This window comes from Thiomonas sp. FB-Cd (genome assembly GCF_000733775.1).
GTDB lineage: Bacteria > Pseudomonadota > Gammaproteobacteria > Burkholderiales > Burkholderiaceae_C > Thiomonas_A.
The window spans coordinates 1,315,049-1,335,227 of record NZ_JPOE01000002.1; the positions used below are offsets into that span (position 1 = coordinate 1,315,049).

The window sequence follows — 20,179 nt, forward strand, 5'->3', positions numbered from 1 at the left end:
GGACCCTCACCTTGACCAGATGCGCGACAAGCCCGGTCCTTCAGGGTGGGGAAGGATAGCGCGGATGCCACAGGCATCCATCGTCTCTTGAAGTAGCGCCCGATTAGCTGTATATTAAACCAGTCATGAAGCGACTCCAGGCGTTCAAGTTCGAGCTTCGGCCAAACGGTCAGCAGCAGCGCCAGATGCGCCGCTTCGCGGGCTCGTGCCGGTTCGTGTTCAACAAGGCGCTGGCGTTGCAGAAGGCGCGCTTCGAGCACGGCGAGAAGAAGCTGGGCTACGCCGGGCTGTGCAAGGAACTCACCGCCTGGCGCAACGGATCGGACACGCCTTGGCTCGGCGAGGCGCCGATCCACCCGTTGCAACAGGCGCTCAAGGATCTGGAGCGCGCCTATGCCAACTTCTTCGCCAAACGCGCGGACTTTCCGCGTTTCAAGAAGAAGGGCCATGGCGGGAGTTTCCGCTACCCCGACCCGAAACAGATCAAGCTCGACCAAGCCAATTCCCGCATCTTCTTGCCCAAGCTGGGGTGGCTGCGCTACCGCAACAGCCGGGACGTTCTCGGTGCGGTGCGCAACGCCACGGTGAGTTTCAGCGCAGGCAAGTGGTTTGTGTCGATCCAGAGCGAGCGTGAGGTTGAGCCACCCATCCCGAGCGCCACCAGCGCCATCGGGATTGATGTGGGCATCGCTCGCTTGGCCACGCTCTCGGATGGGACGTTCGTGGCGCCGCTGAACAGTTTCAGGACGCATGAGGTGCGGCTGGCGCGGTACCAGCGGGCGATGAGCCGCAAGGTGAAGTTCAGCAACAACTGGAGAAAAGCCAAACGCAGAGTGCAACGCATTCACGCCCGCATCGCCAATGCCCGACGCGACTTCCTGCACAAGGCCACGACATCCATCAGCCAAAACCACGCGATGGTGTGTATCGAGGACTTGCAGGTGAGAAACATGTCCAAGTCGAGCAGAGGCAGTGCCGAGAAGCCGGGGACGAATGTCCGGGCCAAAAGCGGCTTGAACAAGTCGATCCTGGACCAGGGCTGGGCCGAGTTTCGCAGGCAACTGGACTACAAGCTCCAGTGGAGCGGCGGATGGCTCGTTGCGGTGCCGCCGCACAACACGAGCCGAACCTGCCCGTGCTGCGGCCACATCGCGGCGGACAATCGCCGCACGCAGGCGCAGTTCAAGTGCGTGGCGTGTGGCTATGCGAATCATGCCGATGTTGTCGGCGCGATGAATAGTTTGGCGCGGGGACACCGCGTTGCAGCCTGTGGAGAGGTGGTGCATTCAGGCCCCTCGATGAAGCAGGAACCCACCGAAGCGACTGCGCACGAGGTCACTCATGCGTAGCGCCGTAGGAATCCCCGTCCTTCCCGCGCAAGCGGTGGCGAAAGCCAAGGGCGGGGTGGATGTCAACCCGTCCACACCGCACGACCGTTTTGACCAGCCGGCCCAGGCTGCCGTGGCTGCGGATCAGTATCGCCGTCTGCTCACGGCCGCTCCGTACTCGGCCCTGACCAACCTGGCCACGGGGGCGATCGTCATCTGGGTCTTGCGCGAGTCGGTTTCCCTGAACCGTCTCTGGGCCTGGGGGCTGGTCCTGGCCTTGGTGCACGGTGCGCACCTTGGTCTTTGGATGCGCAAGCGCAAGCGCCCCGCCGCGCCCCGGGCGTTGGTGCGATTGCACCGCGTGCTTCGGGCGGGAGCGTGGCTGTCCGGACTGGCCTGGGGAGCCGTTCCGCTCGTTCTGTTTCCGCCCGGCGCCATGCAACAGGCGTTCATCGTGTTTTTCACTGCTGGCGTCAGTGGCGCAGCGATGACGGCGTTGGCCTTCGACGGTTGGGCGGCGTTCCTGTTCGTGGTGTCGGCGCTGGTGCCGCTGATGGCCCGTTTGTTCCTCCTGCATGGCAGCATGGCGCATGCGGCAAGCCTCATGGTGGCCATTTATCTCGCCTATCTCAGCGCGGCCATTCACCACGGCCATCGGCAGTTCGTCCAGTCGCTGAGCTGGCGCAATCAGGCTTTTGAAAACGCTGCCCAACGCGAGCAGCAAGCGCAACGCCTTCGACGTCTGGCCCAGTTCAACGCGCTGCTCGCCCAGGCCAACCAGCTCGGCTCGACGGCGGACGACGCAGGCGCACTGTATGCGGCGATTTGCGAGGCAGCCGTCGAGCACGCCGCGCTGAAATCCGTCTGGATCGGGCGGCTGGACACAGCCACGCAAGACTTTGATGTCCTGGCTGCAGCCACATCCGGCGGCGAATCGAACGATGCGTGGATCGGCGCAGAGCTTGATGGGCCCGCTGCCCCGGGTTTGGCACGCGCGGCGTGGCGGGAGGATCGTCCGGTATTCGAACCCCGCAGCCCATCCGGCACGCCCGCGACCGGGGCGAACGCAGCCCTGCCCGTGCACGAACACGGCCGCATCGCTTCGGTGCTGAGCGTGCACGTCGAGCAGGAAGAAGTGTTCGATGAGGCAACGCGGGATCTTCTCCTCAATTTGGTCGCGAGCATCGAGCGCGGACTTCAAGTGGTGTGGCAGCGCAACCGGATCGCCAATTTGCAAAAACTGCACCACGCCCTGATGAGCGAAGGCGATGTGGTGCTGCAAGCGCGCAGCGTTCCCGAGATGCTGGTGCGCTCGTGTCAAAAGCTCACCCAAGGCACGCAGTTCCACGCCGCCTGGGTTGCGCGCCCCGACGAGCGCGGCCACATCGATGTCATCGCACGCGCCGGCACCGGCGCCAGCCAGCTCGACGCGCTCGACATCAACATCAACGACGACAACAAGTCGCCCCTGGCCATCCGGGTCTGGATCAGCCACGGGGTCGCCCTCAGTGACGACCTGCTCGAGGACTCGACCATGGCACCGTGGCACGCGTCGCTCGCAGCGCATGGGTGGCGCGCCGCGCTGGCCGCTCCGGTCTTCCGCGGCGGCGAGATCTGGGCCGTGCTTGTCTTCGTTTCGCCCCACGCGCATGTGTTTGACACGCAAACGATCGAACTGTGTGAGCGCGTGGCCGAACTGCTCGGACACGGTCTGGATGAACTCGATTTGAAGCAGCGCCTGGGCGATCTTCAGCGCCAGGAGGCCCACCGCGCCCGGCACGATCCACTCACGGGGTTGGCCAACCGCTTTGCCCTCGAGCAACACCTGCCGCGGGCCATCGCGCGCGCGCATGCCCACGGCCGCGCGCTGGCCCTGGGCATGATCGATCTGGACAACTTCAAGCCCGTCAATGACACATGGGGCCACGAGGCGGGCGACCAGCTGCTGCGTGAGTTGGGCATGCGCCTCCAATCGCGAATTCGCGAATCGGATTTCCTCGTCCGCTTAGGTGGAGACGAGTTCGTGGTGGTCATCGAAGGGATTGACAAGAAACGCGTCATCGAAACGCTCGAGCAGGCTTTTGCCCGCCTGCACCAGGCCGTGGAGACGCCCTTTGCGCTCGGCACGGGAGCGCTGATTCCTATCGACATGACCATGGGCATCGCCCTGTATCCGTTCGATGCGGGCGATGCCGATTCCCTGATGCGCCAAGCCGATGGGGCCATGTATCAGGCCAAGCTGCACAAGGGCGACCGGCAACGCTGGTGGCAGCTGGGCGCAGCCAGCGCCGAACTGTTCAGGCACGCCAAAGCGCTTGACGCGCGGGCCGAAGCGTCCACTTAAACACGCTGGTCCTTGACGTGCACCCCGGGTCGGATCCCGCCGTGCGCAGCGCTCGCCTCATGCGTCGCAGGCGACGGGCGGCCGTGACGCCGGCAGCGGTCTGCATGCGCTGACCGACCCGGGCTGGGTGCAGGCGGCTGGCGGGCGACTTCGTGACCGGCGCAGCGTAGGGCAGGCCGCGGATGGGCGGCGCCGCACAGGGCCCTTGAATTTCATGGCGGTGCTCGCATATTCAGGATGTATTGCAAATGGGCTCGCACGGCACGTGCCGTCTTCGTTTGCACCTGACGGGGCGGGTGTGGTCTGCACAGACGCCCACCGCCGCGCCGGGCCGTTTGCAACCGTTGTCGTGTCGACCCCGGCTGCCCATCCAGGCGCAGCCATATCGAATCAAGGAGCATGCATCATGGTTGGTACATTGATGAGAACCCCGGCGAGCTGGCTCGGCGAGCTCGACCGCTTCCAGCGCGAATTGGATCGCCGCTACGGGGCCTTCGGATTGCCCGTGAGCATCCGTGCGGCAAGCGGCGCGGCCTTTCCGGCGATCAACATCGGCTCCACGCCCACCGCTGTCGACGTTTACGCGTTTGCCCCCGGGCTGGACGCCTCCAAGCTGGAGGTCACCGTGGACAACAATCTGTTGACCCTGACCGGGGAGCGCAAGCTTGAAGCGCCCGACGCCAAGAGCACCGTATATGCGCAAGAGCGCTTTGCCGGCGCCTTCCGCCGTGTCATCAGTCTTCCCGAGGACGTGGACCCCACCAAGGTCGAAGCGCATTACAAGGACGGCGTCGTGCACGTGAGCATCGCGCGCCGCGCCTCCGTGCAGCCGCGGCGCATCACGGTGAACTGAAATCGCCCCCATTGGAGAACGCATCATGAACAGTGAAGTCAGCAAGACCGACCAGGCACCGACCCCAGAGACCGTGCGCAGCGCCCAACCCCTCACCCCGGCAGTGGACATCATCGAAGATGTCGAAGGCATCAGCCTGTACGCCGATATGCCTGGCGTGCCCAAGGAATCCCTGCACGTCCAGGTGGAGGGCGATACGCTCACGCTGCGCGGCGAAATGAGTATTCCGCTGCCGCAGGGAATGGATCCCTTCTACGCGGAAATGCGCAGCAGCGCCTGGGAACGCAGCTTTACGCTGTCGCGAGAGCTGGACCCGTCCAATATCCAGGCCAGCATGAAAGATGGCGTGCTGAGCCTGCGTATTCCGAAGGCCGAGCACGCCAAGCCTCGCACGGTGGAAGTCAAGCTGGGCTGAAACCTGGCGAAAGGGGAAAAGGCGCCGCCCTCAAGCCTGCAGGGCGGCCTTCGGGCCGCGTTTTTCGAGTGAGCACGATCCTGGGCGCATCGCCTGCGTGCAGGCCAAGGTGCACGCAGGCAAGCCTCACCGCCCCCGACGCGAGGGGCGGCGTTCGGCGCGAGCTAGGCGCGCAACGTCGCCACGAGGCGCTGGGGATGCAGCAACACATCGAGCGCATCCATGATCGAGCGCGCCAGCATATCCGCGGCCACCAGGGTCTGCGCGGCGCATCCCTCCTCGCCCAAAACCGCAATCCCCAGCGCCGCCGCTTGCAGCATGCGTGCATCGTTGCGTCCATTGCCGATGGCCACCACCCCTGCCGGGCCAAGCGCCAGCACGTACTCGCGTTTGATGCGGCCCTGGTCAATGCTCGGCAGCACGTGCAGCTTGCAGCCCAGGCCCTGCAACTCAAGGGCGGCCGTGCCGTGGGTGTCGCCGGTGACGACGTGCAGTGTCATGTCCGTGCCAAGGCGTTGCAGCCGCTCGCCAAGGCCCGGCAGCAGCCGGCCATCGGTGGCCAGCGTGCCGTTGAAATCCAGCACCAGGTCCGTCAGGTGCAGGGTGCCGAAATCGGGAATCTCATAGGTGCGCATGCTTGGCCTCGTCTGAAGAGCAAGCGGCAGTTTAGGGGCTCGCGCGGGTCATAATCGAGCTATGCAACCCCATTGGTCCCGGCCCCTGTGCGCCCTGCTCCTGCTGGCAGCAGGCTCTTGCGCGGCGGCGCCCGCGCATGAACCCAGTCGCGCTGCGAGCGGGCCCGCTCCTCCAGGCGTGGCGGCGAATGCGGAAATCGCCGCAAGCTCCAGCCCCTATTTGCGCATGCATGCCGCCAACGCCGTGCACTGGCTGCCCTGGGGTGCGCAGGCGTTTGCGCAGGCGCAACGTACGCATAAGCCGATTTTTGTGACCACGGGATTTTTCGCGTGCTTCTGGTGCCACGCCATGGATCGCACGGTGTTCGCCGACCCGGCGATCGCCAGGCTGCTCAATCGGGATTTCGTGAGCGTTGTGGTCGACCGCGAACAGCGCCCCGACCTGGACCAATCCTTCGTGCTGGCACGCGTCATCCTCGACCACGGCTCAAGCGGCTGGCCCAACAACCTCGTGCTCACGCCCCAAGGCCTTCCGTTCGCTGCCTTTGGGGTGCTGCCTCCGCGAACCACGAAGCGGCAGGCCGGCTTCACCGAGGTCATGCAGCGCATCCATGCTGTGTGGCAGCGCGACCCGCAGGCCATCGAAGCCCAGGCCCAGACCGTGCGCTTGGCCATGCAACGGGTGCAACAAGCCAGTCGCCAACCCGGCGTGGTTGCGCCGCAGCGCTGGCGCAGCCAGGCCCTGGCTGCGGCCAGCGCAACGTTCGATCCCCTTGGCGGCGGCTTTGATGCCGGCTCCGATCGCTTTCCCCATGCGCCGCTGCTGGCCTTTCTTCAGGGCAGTGGCGACGCGCAGGCGCGTCAAAGCGTGGATATGACGCTGCGCGCCATGGCTGAGGGAGGCATCATGGATCAGCTTGACGGCGGATTTCATCGCTACGCCATCGACCCGCAGTGGTCAGTCCCGCATTTCGAGAAAATGCTGTCCGACAACGCGCAGTTGCTCGCGCTGTATGCACAGGCTGCAGCCAGCGAGCATGATGGGTTCTTCGCGCAGGTCGCGCAGCGCACGGCTGCCTTCATGCTCGATCGCCTGCAACTGCCCGACGGCGCCTTCGCCAGCAGCGTGAGCAGCGAAACTGGCGGCATCGAGGGAGCGCCCTATACCTGGAGCGCCGCGCGCATCCGGTCCGTGCTCGGCCAGGCCGACGCCGATCGCTGGCTGCAGCTCTACGCACTGGTGGCGCTGCCGCCTGCGCCCGGCAGCGATCGTCAACCGCAGGCGTCGGTGCTGCGTGTCAATCCTGCAGCAAGCGCCGATGCCACCGATGCGCAACTGGCCGCACGCATCGCCGCGCTTGCCCCGCTGCGCGAGCGCCTGCTCGCTGCCCGGGCGCAACGCCCGCAGCCTGCGCGCGATGGCGTGGCCGTCCTTGCCGCCAATGGCCTGGCCATCGCCGCCTTGGCCGATGCGGGGGCGGCGATGGGCGAACCGCAGTGGGTCCATGCGGCCTCGCGCGCCGCGCAAACCCTGTGGCGCGCAGCCTGGAATCCGCAGACCCGAACCCTGGCGCACGAAGTGGTTGCTGGGGTCGCGGCAGGCCCGGGGCTGCTGGCCGACGACGCCCTGTTCGGGCAAGGCTTGTTGCATTTGTACCGCGTCACGCACGAGGCCATCTGGCTTGAGCGCGCCGAGCAGGTGGCCACGGCCATGCGCGGCCAGTACCGCCGGCGCGACGGCAGCCTGCGCAGCACGCTCGATGCCACGATGCCTGCGCCCGCGCTGGGCGACTCGCACGAGCCCAGCGCGCAGTCCGCTGCCATCGCGCTGTGGCTCGAACTTGCGCAGACCACGGCAAAGCCGGGCTACGCGCAGGATGCGCAGCGCGCGCTGGCGAGCTTTGCCGGCTTCATCCAGCGTGCTCCGGTGGGGTTCGGCAGCCTGCTTGCAGCGCTCGACGCGTCACCGCAAGGCGCTTCAACGCCCGCGCAGGACTCCGCCGGTGTGGTGCGTGCCCTCGCGCGGCTGACGCCAGGCGCAGGCGGCGTGTCGGCACCACTGCAGGTGACGCTGATCATTGCGCCGGGCTACCACGTCAACGCCAACCCGGCCAGCAAACCCTACCTGATTGCGACCAGCGTGCTGGTGCACGGCAAGCCTGCCAGCGGTGTGCGCTATCCCCCCAGCCGCGTGTTGCGGCTGCAAAGCGGCCTGCGGCTTGCGGTGCTCGAAGGCCGCGTCACCCTCACCGTGCCCGTGGCCGGTGCGCCCCCCGCGCAGGTGCAGGTGCGGGTCCAGGCCTGTGACGACAAGGCTTGCCTGGCGCCATCGCTGCTCACGCTCGCGGTTGCCCAATGAGCACGGATCTGGCACTCGGCCTGGACTTCGGCACCAGCGGGGCCCGATGCTGCGTGATCGATGCCGGCGAGCGCGTGCTGTTTGCATCCGGCTGCGCCTTTGCGGCGCCGCGTGCGCAAACCCCGCAGGATTGGGCCGCCGCACTCGCCACCGTGCTCAGTGCGCTGCCCGCGACGCTGCGCGCGCGGCTTGCCTGCATGGCGATCTGCGCCACCTCGGGCACCGTGCTTCTGGCCGATGCCGCACTGCAGCCCGTGGGCCCTGCGCTGGCCTACTTCGATCACCGGGCCGAGAGCCTGGCGCGCGATCTGCACCACACGCTGAGCGCGCCCGCGCAGGTGGACGCGCTCGCCCGACTGCTGTGGCTGTGGCGCGATGCGGCCGGCGCGCCGGTGGCGCACGCCTTGCACCAGGCCGACTGGATCGCGGCCCTGCTGCTGGGCCACGCCCCGGCCACGGATTGGCACAACGCATTGAAGACCGGCGCCGATGTCCTGCACGCCCGATGGCCCGAGGCGGTGCGCGCCCTGCCCTTTGGCGCGATGCTTCCGGCCCTCAGGGCCCCGGGCAGCGTGCTCGGGCGCATTGGCGCGCAGGCCGCACGGCGCCACGGTCTTCCGCGCGGGGTGGTGCTGCGCGCAGGCACCACCGACAGCAACGCCGCGTTCCTCGCCACGGGTGCCCACCGACCGGGCCAGGCCGTCACGACCCTGGGCAGCACCCTCACGCTCAAGCTGCTTAGCGCCCGCCGCGTGGATGCCGCTCCGTATGGCGTGTACAGCCACCGTTGGGGCGACCTGTGGCTGGCCGGCGGCGCAAGCAACGCCGGTGGCGCCGCTCTGCGCCAGATGTTCAGCGACGCAGAACTGCAGGCTTTGAGTGCGCGCATCGACCCGGACGCCGACAGCCCGCTCGATCTGTACCCGCTGCCCGCTGCGGGTGAGCGCTTTCCGCTGCACGACCCGGCCATGGCGCCGCGCCTGACGCCGCGCCCGCGCGACGATGCCGCGTATCTGCATGGGCTGTTGCAGGCGCTGGCGCGCATCGAGGCCCTCGGCTATGGGCTGCTTGCCGAGCTCGGCGCCACGCCGGCCACCGAGGTCCTCACCACCGGGGGCGGCGCCCGCAATCCGACGTGGACCCGTTTGCGCGAGCGCGCCCTGGGCCTTCCGGTGCACCAAGCCGCGCAGACCGAAGCCGCCTTCGGCGCGGCGCGCCTGGCGTTGCACGGCATCGATGCGTTGCGCCCCCGCAGCGAAGGGGCCTGAGAGCGCGCGCGGCGCTCACTCCGCGGGCAAGTCCGGCTCGTCCAGTGCGTCGAGAAAGCCAAAGCGCGTGAAGTCCCGCATGCGCATCGGGTAGAGCTTGCCGATGAGGTGGTCGCACTCGTGCTGCACCACCCGCGCGTGGAAGCCGTCCACCGTGCGGTCGATGGGCTGCCCGTGCGCATCAAAGCCCGTGTAGCGGATGCCGGCAAAGCGCGGCACCACGCCACGCAGGCCTGGCACCGACAGGCAGCCCTCCCAGCCCTCTTCCATGGCGTCCGACAGGGGCTCGATGCGGGGGTTGCACAAGACGGTGAACGGAACCTCCGGCGCGTGCGGGTAGCGCGCGTTATGCCCGAAGCCGAAGATCACGACGGCCAGATCCACGCCGATTTGTGGCGCTGCCAGGCCTGCGCCCTCGGCCGCACGCATCGTGTCGATCAGATCGTTGACCAACGCGCTCAGCTCGGGGGTGCCGAACGCCTGCACGGGCTTGGCCACGCGCAGCAGGCGCGCATCGCCCATCTTCAGAATGTCTCGCACGGCCATTGCCAATCTCCGGATGCACCGATGCTGCCGGCTCGTGAATGGGTCCTGCCGCTCAGATCTTCCAGCGCTCCGCCAACCTGGGCGGGCGCAAGGTGTCGTACTCTTCGAAGGGCTGGTGGATCCAGGGGCTCGAGGGCAGCATTTCGACGTAATAATCCGGCAGGATCGTCGAGATGCCCTTGACCCAGATCACCGCGGTGCGCATCTCGGTGATTTTCAGCGCGCTTCCGAGAAGCCGGTTGGCCACAGCCTTGAGCGTTTCACCCGAATCGGCCAGATCATCCACCAGCAGCACCCGGCCTTCGAGTTCACCGCGTGGCATGGTGATGTAGTTGGCCAGATCCAGGTGCCCCTGCTTGGTGCCGGCACTCTCGCGGTAGGAGCTGGTCGACATGATCGCCAGCGGCTTGTCGAACACCCGCGACAGGATGTCCCCTGGACGCGTCCCGCCCCGCGCCAGACACAGGATCTGGTCGAACTCCCAACCAGACTTGTAAATCTTGAGCGCGAGCTTTTCGATCAGGGCGTGGTATTCGTCCCAGGATACGTACATGTGCTTGCCGTCTTCGCTGAGCATGGTCGTGGTGAGGTTGACGTGAAGGAAGCCGCTGGCGAGCAGGTCGCTCAGTCCTGAAAGGGGTGGTGCAGCACGATGGTGTGATCCCGATCGGGCCCCGTGGACACCATCGCGATTGGCGTTCCGCTGAGCTCGGCCACGCGCTCAAGATAGCGTTGCGCCTTGCGGGGCAACTGCTCCCAGCGCGTGAGCCCGGCGGTCGTTTCGCTCCAGCCTTCGAAGCTCTCGTACCGAGGCTCACAGCGCGTGATGTCGTCCGCGTCAAGCGGGAGGATGTCGATGTCCCTGCCATCGAGCCGATAGCCGACGCACACCAGGATCTCGGGCAGGCCATCGAGCACATCGAGCTTGGTGATGCACTGACCCGTGGTGGAGTTGATGATGTTGGCGCGCTTGAGCGCAGCCGCATCGAGCCAACCACACCGGCGTGGCCGTCCAGTCACGGTACCGCGCTCCTGCCCGACGGTATGCAGGTGGTAACCCACAGTCCCGGCCTTGTCGATGGGCAACTCGGTCGGAAAGGGCCCGCTGCCCACCCGGGTGGTATAGGCCTTGGTGATGCCCAGGACGTAGTCCAGGTAGCCAGGACCCACGCCGGAGCCCGCCGCCGCGTTGCCAGCCACGCAGTTGCTCGAGGTGACAAAGGGGTAGGTGCCGTGATCGATGTCCAGCAACGTCCCCTGGGCGCCTTCGAACAACAGACGGTCCCCGCGTTCATGGCTTTGGTGAATGAGGTAGCCCACATCGGCCATCATCGGCCGGATCACCTCGGCGAGCTCCAGCAGATGCTCGTAGGTGGATTCGAACGCCACCGGCTCCACATGCAGGAATTCGCGCAGGATGAAATTGTGCAGCTCGAGCGTCTCACGCAGTTTCTCGCCCAGCCGCTTGGGATGCTTGAGGTCCTGCACCCGTATGGCGCGGCGCGCCACCTTGTCTTCATAGGCCGGGCCGATCCCCTTGCCCGTGGTGCCGATCTTGCCAATCCCGCGCGACTCGCGGCTGGCTTCACGCGCCACGTCCAGCGCCACGTGCGAAGGCAACACCAGGGGGCAGGACTCACTGATGCGCAGGCGCGAACGCACCTCCACACCGGCAGCTTCCAGACGGGAGATTTCCAGCAGCAAGTGGGTGGGGTCGACCACCACGCCGTTGCCGATGTAGCAGGCCACGCCCGGGCGCATCACGCCGGAGGGGATGAGCTGCAGGGCCGTCTTGTGGCCATTGATGACCAGCGTGTGCCCAGCGTTGTGTCCTCCCTGGAAGCGAACCACGCCCTGGGCTTGGTCCGTCAACCAGTCGACCACCTTGCCTTTGCCTTCGTCGCCCCATTGGTTACCCACGACGACCACGTTACGTCCTGTGCTCACGACACCTCTACCACTCAAGGAAAAAGAAACCAGTCACGCTTGCATCAACTGGGAGAATATGCACGCACGTGCCACTGCCCGTCGCTCCAGGCCAGTTCACGGTCGAAATGGAATTGTTCGCCTTCGAGCGTCGCCCCGGCCGGCAGCTCGATGACGGCTTGCCCATCTTCGCGCAGCCGCTGCACGGCCTGGGCATAGCCCTCGCGCTGCGACCACTCGGCGCGAATGGCGCTGCGCGCCGCCAGCGGCTGCATGTAGCGCACCAGCTCACGCAAATCCAGCGAGAAACCGGTGGCCGGGCGCGGGCGCCCGAAGGTGGCGCCGATCTCGTCATAGCGCCCGCCACGGGCCAGCGCGTCGGGCTGGCCCTGCGCATACAGACCAAAAATCACCCCGCTGTGGTAGTGGTAGCCGCGCAGATCGGCCAGATCAATCTGCACGTCCACACCCGCCTGGGTCTGCGTGGCGGCCAGCCGGGCCAGGTCGGCCAGGGCTTCGCGGATGATCGGACGATCGGGCAGCACGCGCGCGGCATCGTCCAGCACGGAGGCATCGCCGAAGAGTTCCGGAAGCCCCAGGATTGCATCACGCTGCTCGCCACCGGTGCTGCGCGTGAGCTCCTGCAGCACGGCCTGATCCTTGCGTGAGAGCGCCTGCAGGATCGCATCGATCTGCTCGGGTCCTGCCACCATGCCGGCCAGCACGCCACGCACGATGCGCACGTCGGACAAGGCCAGGGTCATGCGCCGCACGCCGCCGAGTTGAAGGCTGCGCACGGCGAGCTGCTGCACCTCGATATCGGCTTCGAGTCCGGCGTGGCCATAGATCTCGGCGCCGAATTGCAGGGGCTCACGCGTGGCGTACACACCTTGTGCGCGCGTGTGGACCACGCTGCCGCTGTAGCAAAGTCGCACGATGCCTTCGCGGTTGAGCAGATGGGCGTCGATGCGCGTGGCCTGGGGCGTCATGTCCGCGCGCAAGCCCAGCGTGCGCCCCGAGATCTGGTCCACGAGCTTGAAGGTCTGCAGGTCGAGGTCCTGCCCGGTGCCGGAGAGCAGCGAGTCGACGTATTCCAGCAGGGGCGGAATCACCAGTTCGTAGCCATAGCCGCTTGCCGTGTCCAAAAGCGTGCGGCGCAGGGACTCGATGGCCCGCGATTCGCTGGGAAGCGCATCGGAGAATTGCTCGGGAAGGAGCCAGGCAGTCATGCGAAGGGGGAAGACGGGCTGAGGGCAGGTGGAAATGTCATTCTAGGTGCGGCACGCGCCTGAGGCGGCAGGTCCGCCCCCCGCACCAGGGGAGCAAACTGGTTGCTCAAGCGCGATCCGACCGCGCAGCGCAGCGCGGGGCCGAGCGCGGCAGCGCACCAGCGCGTGGCGCCAGGCGCGAAGGCGTGGCGTGCCACGCAATCAGCGCTTGGACGGATTGGGTTTGGGTGAGGAGCTGCCGTCGGGGTTGCGGAAGAAACGGAAGAAATCGTTGGATGGATCAAGCACCAAGACGTCGCTGCGACTGTTGAAGCTGGCGCGGTAGGCCTCCAGGCTGCGGTAGAAGGACGCAAATTGCGGATTCTGGCCGAATGCCTTGGCATAGATCGCAGCGGCCTTCGCGTCGCCTTCGCCCTTGATGGTCTGCGCGCGGCTGTACGCGTCGGCCACGATGATTTCGCGCTGCTTGTCGGCTTCGGCGCGGATCTTTTCCGCTTCGGCCTGCCCGGTCGAGCGCAATTCGTTGGCCACGCGCTTGCGCTCAGCCGACATGCGGCGGTAGACCGACTGCGTGATGTCGGCGACAAAATCAACCCGCGTCAGACGCATGTCCACGATTTGCAGGCCGGTGCCGGCGGCAGACTGGGCGATGACCTTCTGCACGTCCGACATGATCTTGTCGCGGTCGGTGGACAGCACCTGACCCACCGTGCGCCGCGTGATCTGTTCATTCAGCGCGGCCTTCACGATGGCATACAGCCGGTCGTTCGCGCGCTGCTGGCTGCCGCCGTAGCTGCGAATGAACGCGGTGGGGTTGACAATGCGCCACTTCAGATACCAGTCCACCACCACGTTCTTCTTCTCGGCCGTGATGAAGCGATCGGTATCGGGGCTTTGCAGCGTGAGCACGCGCTTGTCGAGAACCACGACATTTTCGAACGGGGCCGGCCACTTCAGATACAGGCCCGGTGACTTGATCACCCGCTTGATCTCGCCCAGGGCAAACACCGCCGCAAACTGGCGCTGGTCAACCACGAACAGGCTGGAGGCGAGAACCCCCAGGACGATGGCCAGGGCTACAACGGCAAGAATGGTTCGGTTCATGGCGTGACCTCAGCGGGAATCGCGCTCGCGCAGGGTATCGCGCGAGCTGCTGCCTGAGGCATTGGCAAGGGGTGCCGAGCTGGCAACCCCGGCGGCGCTGTCGGCCAGCGCAGGCGCCGAGGCGGCTGGCAGGCTCGGCACGGGCAGGGCCGAGGCGGCTTGGCGGCTCGATGGGACCGATGGCGGCAGTGCGCTTGGCTGCAGCAGCTTGTCCAGCGGCAGGTACAGCAGGTTGTTCGACCCGCGCGACTCCACCATCACCTTGCTCACATTCGACAGGATTTGCTGCATGGTTTCCAGGTACATGCGCTCGCGTGTGACCTGCGGCGCTTTTTCATATTGGTTGAGGATGAGATCGAAGCGCGAGGTGTCACCCTGCGCCTGCGCCACGACACGCGCCTTGTAGCCCTCGGCTTCCTGCACCAGGCGCGACGCCGTGCCCTTGGCGCGCGGCACCACATCATTGGCGTACGCCTCCGCCTCGTTCTTCAGCCGCTCGCGGTCCTGGCCGGCCTTGATGGCGTCGTTGAAGGCTGCCTGCACCTGTTCGGGCGGCTGCACGCTTTGCAGCGTGACGTTGGTCACCAGGATACCCGTCTTGTAGCGGTCGAGGATCGACTGGATCAGATCCTGCACCTTGATGGCAACCTCGGCACGCCCCTCGTACAGCACGTAGTCCAGCGTCTTGCTGCCCACCACCGCGCGAATGGCGGTTTCGGCAGCCTGGGTCACGACATCATCCGGACTGCGGTTGTTGTACAGGTAATCCACGACGTTGCTGATGCGGTACTGCACGGCAAAGCGGATGTCGACGATGTTCTCGTCCTGCGTGAGCATGGCCGACGCAGGCAAGCCGGTGGTGCGGATATCCCCGCCGCGGCCGACTTCCACCGAGCGCACCTGGGACACGTTGACGATTTCCTCAGCCCCGATCGGATAGGGCATGCGCCAGTGAAACCCCGCCTCTTCGATATAGGCCAGCTTGCCAAAGCGCGTGACCACCGCCTGCTGGCCTTCTTGCACGATGAAAAAACCCGATCCGAGCCATCCCAGGACGACGATGGCGACGAGCGCGGCCACGCCAAAACCTGCGGCGCGCGGCGAGGGTTGAAAATCGGGCCGGCGCGGGGGCTTGAACCCGCCCCCACCCTTGCGGCCGAACAGCCCGTTGAGCTTGCGGTTGAAATCACGCCACAACTCATCGAGATCGGGCGGACCGCTGCCCTGTCCGGGGCGCTTGCCATCGTTGCCCGGGCGCTTGTCGCCATTGCCGGCGCCGTTGCCGTTCTTCGGGTCGGAACCCTGAGGCTGCTGCTCGGAACCGCCGCGACCCCATTGGGGGTCGTTCAGGTTGGCAATGCCTTCAGGCCGGGCGCAATCGGCAGCGCCTGCCGTTCGAGGCCACTTGAGGTGCATGGTGAACTTGGTTGGTGTCAAGCGTGAATGACGGGATGGCCATCGGCAGTGCTGCGTGCTGCAGCCATGGCAGCGAGATACTCGCGCAATGCATCGAGACCCGCGCCGGTCAGGGCACTGACGTCAAAGCTTTTGATGCTATCACGACCGCCTGTTCCAGCATGGGCCGCGTACCGGTCCGTGAAGGGAATCGGGGCCTGGAGCTTGTCGATCTTGTTGTAGACCAAAATCTGTGGGATGTCCTGCGCCCCGATTTCCGCCAGCACCGCATTGACCTGTTCGATCTGCTGGTCGCGCTGCTCGTTCGACAAGTCCACCACATGCAAGAGCACGTCCGCCTCCAGCGTCTCGTCAAGCGTGGCCTTGAACGCATCGACCAGGCTGTGCGGCAAGTCCCGGATGAAACCCACCGTATCGGATACGACGGCGAACGCGCCAGGCGCGAGATAAATGCGCCGCGTGGTCGTATCCAGCGTGGCAAACAGTTGATTGGCCACATAGCCATGCGCGTGCGTCAGCGCGTTGAACAACGTGCTCTTCCCCGCATTGGTGTAGCCGACGATGGACACGCGCAACTGACCGGCGCGGGCGCGGGCACGGCGCTGCGTGGAGCGCTGGCGCTCGAGCTTGTGCAGGCGAACCTGAAGCACCTTGATCTTGTCCTCCAGCATGCGCCGGTCGAGCTCGATCTGCTTCTCGCCAGGGCCCCCGCGCAGGCCAATACCCCCCTGCTGGCGCTCCAGGTGGGTCCAGCCGCGCACCAGCCGCGTCGCTGCGTGGCGCAAACGCGCCAGCTCCACCTGCAGCTTGCCCTCACCGCTGCGTGCACGCCGCGCGAAGATCTCCAGGATCAACGCCGTGCGATCCCACACGGGGACGCCCAGCGCATTTTCAAGGTTGCGCTGTTGGGCGGGCGACAGCGCGTTGTCGAACAGCACGCACGAGGCGTGCGTGCCCACCACCTGCTGCTTGAGCTCGTCGACCTTGCCCGATCCCACGTAAAAGCCCGGATCGATGCGCCGACGCGTGCTCCAGAGGCTGGCCGACGGGACCAAACCCGCGGACAAGGCGAGCTCGTGCAGCTCGTGAAGCTGCGTATCGGGATGCGGTTGCCCGGTGTCGACCCCGACGAGCACGGCACCGGGGGCCTCTTCAGGCCGCGTCAGGCTCGGAATCACCGACGTGGAAGGTCACGGGACGGGCGGGCACGACTGTGGAAATGGCGTGCTTGTACACCATTTGCGTCACGGTGTTGCGAAGAAGGACCACATATTGATCGAAAGATTCGATATGACCTTGCAGCTTGATTCCGTTGACCAGATAGATTGAAACTTGAACGTGCTCCTTGCGCAGCAGGTTCAGGAAGGGGTCTTGTAGCAACTGCCCTTTGTTACTCATGAAAAACTCCAGTTGAGATTGTTATGCAAAAACTGCCAGATGCCGCTCGAACATAGCACAAACCCGCATGCTTGCACGACGCTCGCACAGGTCGGCGGCGCATGCCGCGCGCGCGGTCAGCGCTCGGACTGGTAGGGGTTGTGCGACGAGCGGTATTCAACCCGCAGTGGCGTCCCGCTGAGCTTGAAAACCTTCGAAAACCGCGATTCCAGGTAGCGGGTGTAGCTGTTGGGCACGCGATCCAGGGCGTTGCCGTGGATGACGATGACAGGGGGGTTCTGGCCACCCTGATGGGCGTAGCGCAACTTGGGGCGCACGGTGCCGGCGCGCGGCGGCTGCTGAAACGCAACGGCCTCTTGCAGCGCCCGCGTCAGCCGGGGGGTGGACAGTTTCGCAAAGGCCGCCTTGAACGCCTCGTTGACCGATTTGAGCAAGGCACCAAGCCCCTTGCGGGACAGCGCGGAAATTTCGTGCTGGCGGGCAAAGCTCAGGAACGGCAAGCGCTCATGCAGGCTGTTGGTGAATTGCTGGCGCTGGTAGGCGTCAACCTTGTCCCACTTGTTGGCGGCCACCACCACGGCCCGGCCCGACTCGACGGCGAAGCCGGCAATGTGCGCATCCTGGTCCGACACGCCCTCGCTGGCATCGAGCAACAGCACGACCACGTTGGCCGATTCGATGGCCTGCAAGGTCTTGAGCACCGAGAACTTCTCGATGGTCTCGAAAACCTTGCCCTTGCGCCGCAGGCCCGCGGTATCGATCAGCGTGTAGGCCACGCCGTCGCGCTCGAACGGCACCTCGATGGCGTCGCGCGTGGTGCCCGGCTGATCGAATGCGATGACCCGCTCTTCGCCCACCAGGGCATTGATCAGCGTGGACTTGCCCACATTCGGGCGCCCGACGATGGCAAGTTTGATCACGCGCTGCTGCGGCGCGGGCTCAAACTCCGCGGATTCGGCAGCCGCAACAGGCTCGTGCTCGTGCTCGTGCTCGAGTTCGGACGGTGCACCTTCTGGCACCGGCGGGCGCAGGTGTTCAACGATGGCATCCAGCAGCAAACCCACGCCGCTGCCGTGTGCCGCACTCACGGCAAGCGGCTGGCCCAGACCAAGCTCGTGGAACTCGGCCAAGGCCGTGGGCGGCAATCCCTCGGCCTTGTTCACCGCCAGCACCACGGTCTTGCCGGTCTTGCGCAGGTAGGCAGCAATCTGCTGGTCTTGGGGAGCCAGCCCGGTGCGCGCATCGGTGAGAAACACCACGACGTCGGATTCCGCGATCGCCTGCTTGGTCTGCTTGGCCATTTCAGCGACGATGCCCGTGTCGACCACGGGCTCGAACCCGCCTGTGTCCACAACGAGGAACGCCTGCCCTTCCCACTGCGTCCTGGCGTAGTGGCGGTCGCGCGTCAGGCCCGGAATATTGGCCACGATCGCATCACGCGAACGCGTGATGCGATTGAACAGCGTGGATTTGCCCACATTCGGGCGCCCGACCAGGGCCACGACGGGAATCATGCTCATACGGCGACGCCGCGGCCATGCCGCAGAAAGCTCGGTGCGCTCATTCGGGCAGGAACCCGAAGACGCCGCCCTTGGCCGTCACGGCCACCAGCGTATTGCCCACGCCCACCATCGGGCACTGGATGGCCGCGCCGTCGGTGCTCACGCGCCCGATGATGCTGCCGTCTTTGGCCGACAGAAAGGAAATGTAGCCCTGGTAATCGCCCACCGCGACGGTCACGCCCAGCAAAAGCGGTGCGCCGAGACGTCGATACTTCAACTGGCTGTTGCTCCAGCCTGCTGCACCGCTGGCCGCATCGTAGGCTTGCACCACGCCGTCGCCCTGGCTTGCAACAACGAGGCTGCCGTTCTGGCTCACGCCGGTAGCCCCGACGGCCTTGTCGGTCCACAGCACACGCCCCGTGTCGAGGTCTGCGCAACCGATGGTGGACTGGTAGGCGCGCGCGCACACCATCGAGCCGGCCACGGCCGGTGCACCCGTGATGCCGATCACGCGCTCGACTTCCGTGATGCCGCGGGCGCGCGCCAGGGTGGCCTCCCACAGCAAGGTCCCGCTTGCCAGTGAGACGGACTCGATGCGTCCCAAGGCGTTGCCCACCAGCAAGTCGTCGCCATGCGCGGTGATGCCCGAGGCCTGTTGCAGCAGCAAGGCCGGAGCGCGCGACACGTTGCTCCACAGCTTCTGGCCGGTTGCCGCGTTGAACGCCCACAGGCGCTGGTCTGCGCCCTGCACCACGATCGTGCCGCCGACGACAGCCGGCGCGGTGATCACGCTCGTGGGCAGCTGATACAGCCAAAGGACCTGGCCCTGAGGCCCGAGCGAGACGACCTGATTGGCGTCGTTGACGACGGCGGTGAAGGTCCCGTCGCTGCCGGTGCCGGCGCTGATGCCGCCCTTGACCTGGCTGCGCCACAACTCGCGCCCGGTGCCGGCGTCGATGCGCGCCACCACGCCGTCGCTGGAGGCCACTACCACGCCGGCGCTGGCGCCCGTGCCAACTGCGGCCGTCACGAAGGTGGCCGGAACCGGCCCGACGTGCGCGCTCCACGCCGTCTTGGCCTGCAGGATGGTCGCCACCGGCCCCAGCGGCGTGGGGTCCGGCTGCTTGGGCGTCGATGCACAGGCGCCGAGGCCCGCCGCCAGGCTTGCGGCGACGAGAAGCTTGAGCGTGCGGGCCATCATGATGCGCGGCCTCCCACGCTGTCGAGCTTGAGTTGCACCAGTTGCCGGTAGCCGGCATTGGGTGGCAGTGCCTTCATCGCGTCCTCATAAGCCTGGCGTGCCTTGTCCCGCTGGCCCATGAGGGCGTAAATGTCCCCGCGGCGCGTGGCGAACAAGGCATCGAAGGCAGGCGACGGGGACTGCTGCACCGCCTGCAGCGCGGCCGGCAATGCCTTGGCATCCACCTCAATGGCCGAGAGATTGAGCAAGGCCGCAGCGCGATAGGACTGGCTTTGCGCGTGCTCGGCCGTCCAGCGCAGGACGGCTTGCGCCTCGCTGGGCTTGCCGGCATCGTCGTAGGCCTTGGCCATGGCCAGGCCGCCCATCTGCGCATAAGGGCTGTCGGCGTAGTGCGCCTGCAGCTCGGCCCAGGCTGGAGCCGCATTCGGCAGATTGCTGGCGCCGATTTCCCTGGTCATCTGACCAAACAGGGCCGAAGCCTGCGCGGCCTGCCGCGCCTGCCACCAGTGCCAGCCCGAGTACCCGGCCCACGCCACGCCTGCCACCAGGACGAGGGCGGAAATCAGCGTGCCCCAGCGGCTCCAGAAATCGCGCAGGGTGTCGATCTGGTCTTGTTCTTCGAGGTTGTAGCTCATGGAGGATTGGTGTGTGTTCA

General features: G+C 66.3%; 18 protein-coding genes. 6 read left to right on the forward strand and 12 right to left on the reverse strand.

The window, feature by feature from the left end:
• Positions 1–125 precede the first annotated feature (125 nt).
• The 4 genes from CD04_RS0106370 (at position 126) to CD04_RS0106385 (ending at position 4,940) form a co-directional block, all read left to right on the forward strand.
• On the forward strand, positions 126–1,349 hold the full coding sequence (locus CD04_RS0106370; RefSeq protein WP_031405145.1) for an RNA-guided endonuclease TnpB family protein: 1,224 nt from the start codon (positions 126–128) through the stop codon (positions 1,347–1,349).
• Positions 1,342–3,672, forward strand: coding sequence for a sensor domain-containing diguanylate cyclase (locus tag CD04_RS0106375; RefSeq protein WP_081857830.1), 2,331 nt, complete (start codon positions 1,342–1,344; stop codon positions 3,670–3,672). The genes CD04_RS0106370 and CD04_RS0106375 overlap by 8 nt, the downstream gene beginning before the upstream one ends.
• 406 nt (positions 3,673–4,078) lie before the next feature.
• Positions 4,079–4,525, forward strand: coding sequence for an Hsp20/alpha crystallin family protein (locus tag CD04_RS0106380; RefSeq protein ID WP_038167539.1), 447 nt, complete (start codon positions 4,079–4,081; stop codon positions 4,523–4,525).
• A gap of 25 nt (positions 4,526–4,550) precedes the next feature.
• Positions 4,551–4,940: an Hsp20/alpha crystallin family protein gene (locus CD04_RS0106385; RefSeq protein WP_031405152.1), complete on the forward strand. Its 390-nt coding sequence runs from the start codon at positions 4,551–4,553 to the stop codon at positions 4,938–4,940.
• 164 nt (positions 4,941–5,104) lie between these two features.
• Here the strand turns inward: CD04_RS0106385 and CD04_RS0106390 are convergent, their stop codons facing one another.
• Positions 5,105–5,575, reverse strand: coding sequence for an HAD family hydrolase (locus CD04_RS0106390; RefSeq protein ID WP_031405153.1), 471 nt, complete (start codon positions 5,573–5,575; stop codon positions 5,105–5,107).
• A gap of 61 nt (positions 5,576–5,636) precedes the next feature.
• On the opposite strand from CD04_RS0106390, the gene CD04_RS0106395 reads away from it, so the two are divergent.
• Both CD04_RS0106395 and CD04_RS0106400 read left to right on the forward strand, forming a co-directional pair.
• Positions 5,637–7,934, forward strand: coding sequence for a DUF255 domain-containing protein (locus CD04_RS0106395; protein WP_051848988.1), 2,298 nt, complete (start codon positions 5,637–5,639; stop codon positions 7,932–7,934).
• The gene (locus CD04_RS0106400) at positions 7,931–9,202 is read left to right on the forward strand and encodes an FGGY-family carbohydrate kinase (RefSeq protein WP_031405158.1); all 1,272 of its coding nucleotides are present in this window, start codon (positions 7,931–7,933) and stop codon (positions 9,200–9,202) included. Before CD04_RS0106395 ends, CD04_RS0106400 begins: the two co-directional genes overlap by 4 nt.
• 15 nt (positions 9,203–9,217) lie before the next feature.
• Here the strand turns inward: CD04_RS0106400 and def are convergent, their stop codons facing one another.
• From def to CD04_RS0106455, 11 genes are all read right to left on the reverse strand, one after another.
• Positions 9,218–9,748 carry a peptide deformylase gene (gene def, locus CD04_RS0106405; protein WP_031405160.1) on the reverse strand — a complete coding sequence of 177 codons (531 nt, stop codon included), beginning with the start codon at positions 9,746–9,748 and terminating at the stop codon, positions 9,218–9,220.
• A gap of 52 nt (positions 9,749–9,800) precedes the next feature.
• Complete coding sequence (locus CD04_RS0106410) at positions 9,801–10,325, reverse strand: phosphoribosyltransferase (protein WP_031405162.1); 525 nt, start codon at positions 10,323–10,325, stop codon at positions 9,801–9,803.
• A 47-nt stretch (positions 10,326–10,372) separates the two neighbouring features.
• Complete coding sequence (locus CD04_RS0106415; protein WP_031405164.1) at positions 10,373–11,695, reverse strand: adenylosuccinate synthase; 1,323 nt, start codon at positions 11,693–11,695, stop codon at positions 10,373–10,375.
• 44 nt (positions 11,696–11,739) lie between these two features.
• Complete coding sequence (locus CD04_RS0106420; RefSeq protein ID WP_031405166.1) at positions 11,740–12,903, reverse strand: ATP phosphoribosyltransferase regulatory subunit; 1,164 nt, start codon at positions 12,901–12,903, stop codon at positions 11,740–11,742.
• A 201-nt stretch (positions 12,904–13,104) separates the two neighbouring features.
• Positions 13,105–14,007, reverse strand: a complete 903-nt coding sequence (gene hflC, locus CD04_RS0106425) for a protease modulator HflC (protein ID WP_031405169.1) — start codon at positions 14,005–14,007, stop codon at positions 13,105–13,107.
• Between the two features lie 9 nt (positions 14,008–14,016).
• The gene (hflK, locus tag CD04_RS0106430) at positions 14,017–15,423 is read right to left on the reverse strand and encodes an FtsH protease activity modulator HflK (protein WP_156030136.1); all 1,407 of its coding nucleotides are present in this window, start codon (positions 15,421–15,423) and stop codon (positions 14,017–14,019) included.
• A gap of 17 nt (positions 15,424–15,440) precedes the next feature.
• Positions 15,441–16,598 carry a GTPase HflX gene (hflX, locus tag CD04_RS0106435; RefSeq protein WP_231480610.1) on the reverse strand — a complete coding sequence of 386 codons (1,158 nt, stop codon included), beginning with the start codon at positions 16,596–16,598 and terminating at the stop codon, positions 15,441–15,443.
• Positions 16,576–16,821: an RNA chaperone Hfq gene (hfq, locus tag CD04_RS0106440; protein WP_031405175.1), complete on the reverse strand. Its 246-nt coding sequence runs from the start codon at positions 16,819–16,821 to the stop codon at positions 16,576–16,578. The genes hflX and hfq overlap by 23 nt, the downstream gene beginning before the upstream one ends.
• Positions 16,822–16,937: 116 nt before the next feature.
• Positions 16,938–18,335 (reverse strand): ribosome biogenesis GTPase Der, encoded by a 1,398-nt coding sequence (gene der, locus CD04_RS0106445; protein ID WP_031405177.1) that lies wholly within the window; start codon positions 18,333–18,335, stop codon positions 16,938–16,940.
• A gap of 46 nt (positions 18,336–18,381) precedes the next feature.
• Entirely contained in the window at positions 18,382–19,524 is a 1,143-nt protein-coding gene (bamB, locus tag CD04_RS0106450) for an outer membrane protein assembly factor BamB (RefSeq protein WP_051848989.1), read from the reverse strand.
• Positions 19,521–20,159: a tetratricopeptide repeat protein gene (locus CD04_RS0106455; protein WP_031405181.1), complete on the reverse strand. Its 639-nt coding sequence runs from the start codon at positions 20,157–20,159 to the stop codon at positions 19,521–19,523. Before CD04_RS0106455 ends, bamB begins: the two co-directional genes overlap by 4 nt.
• Positions 20,160–20,179 lie beyond the last annotated feature (20 nt).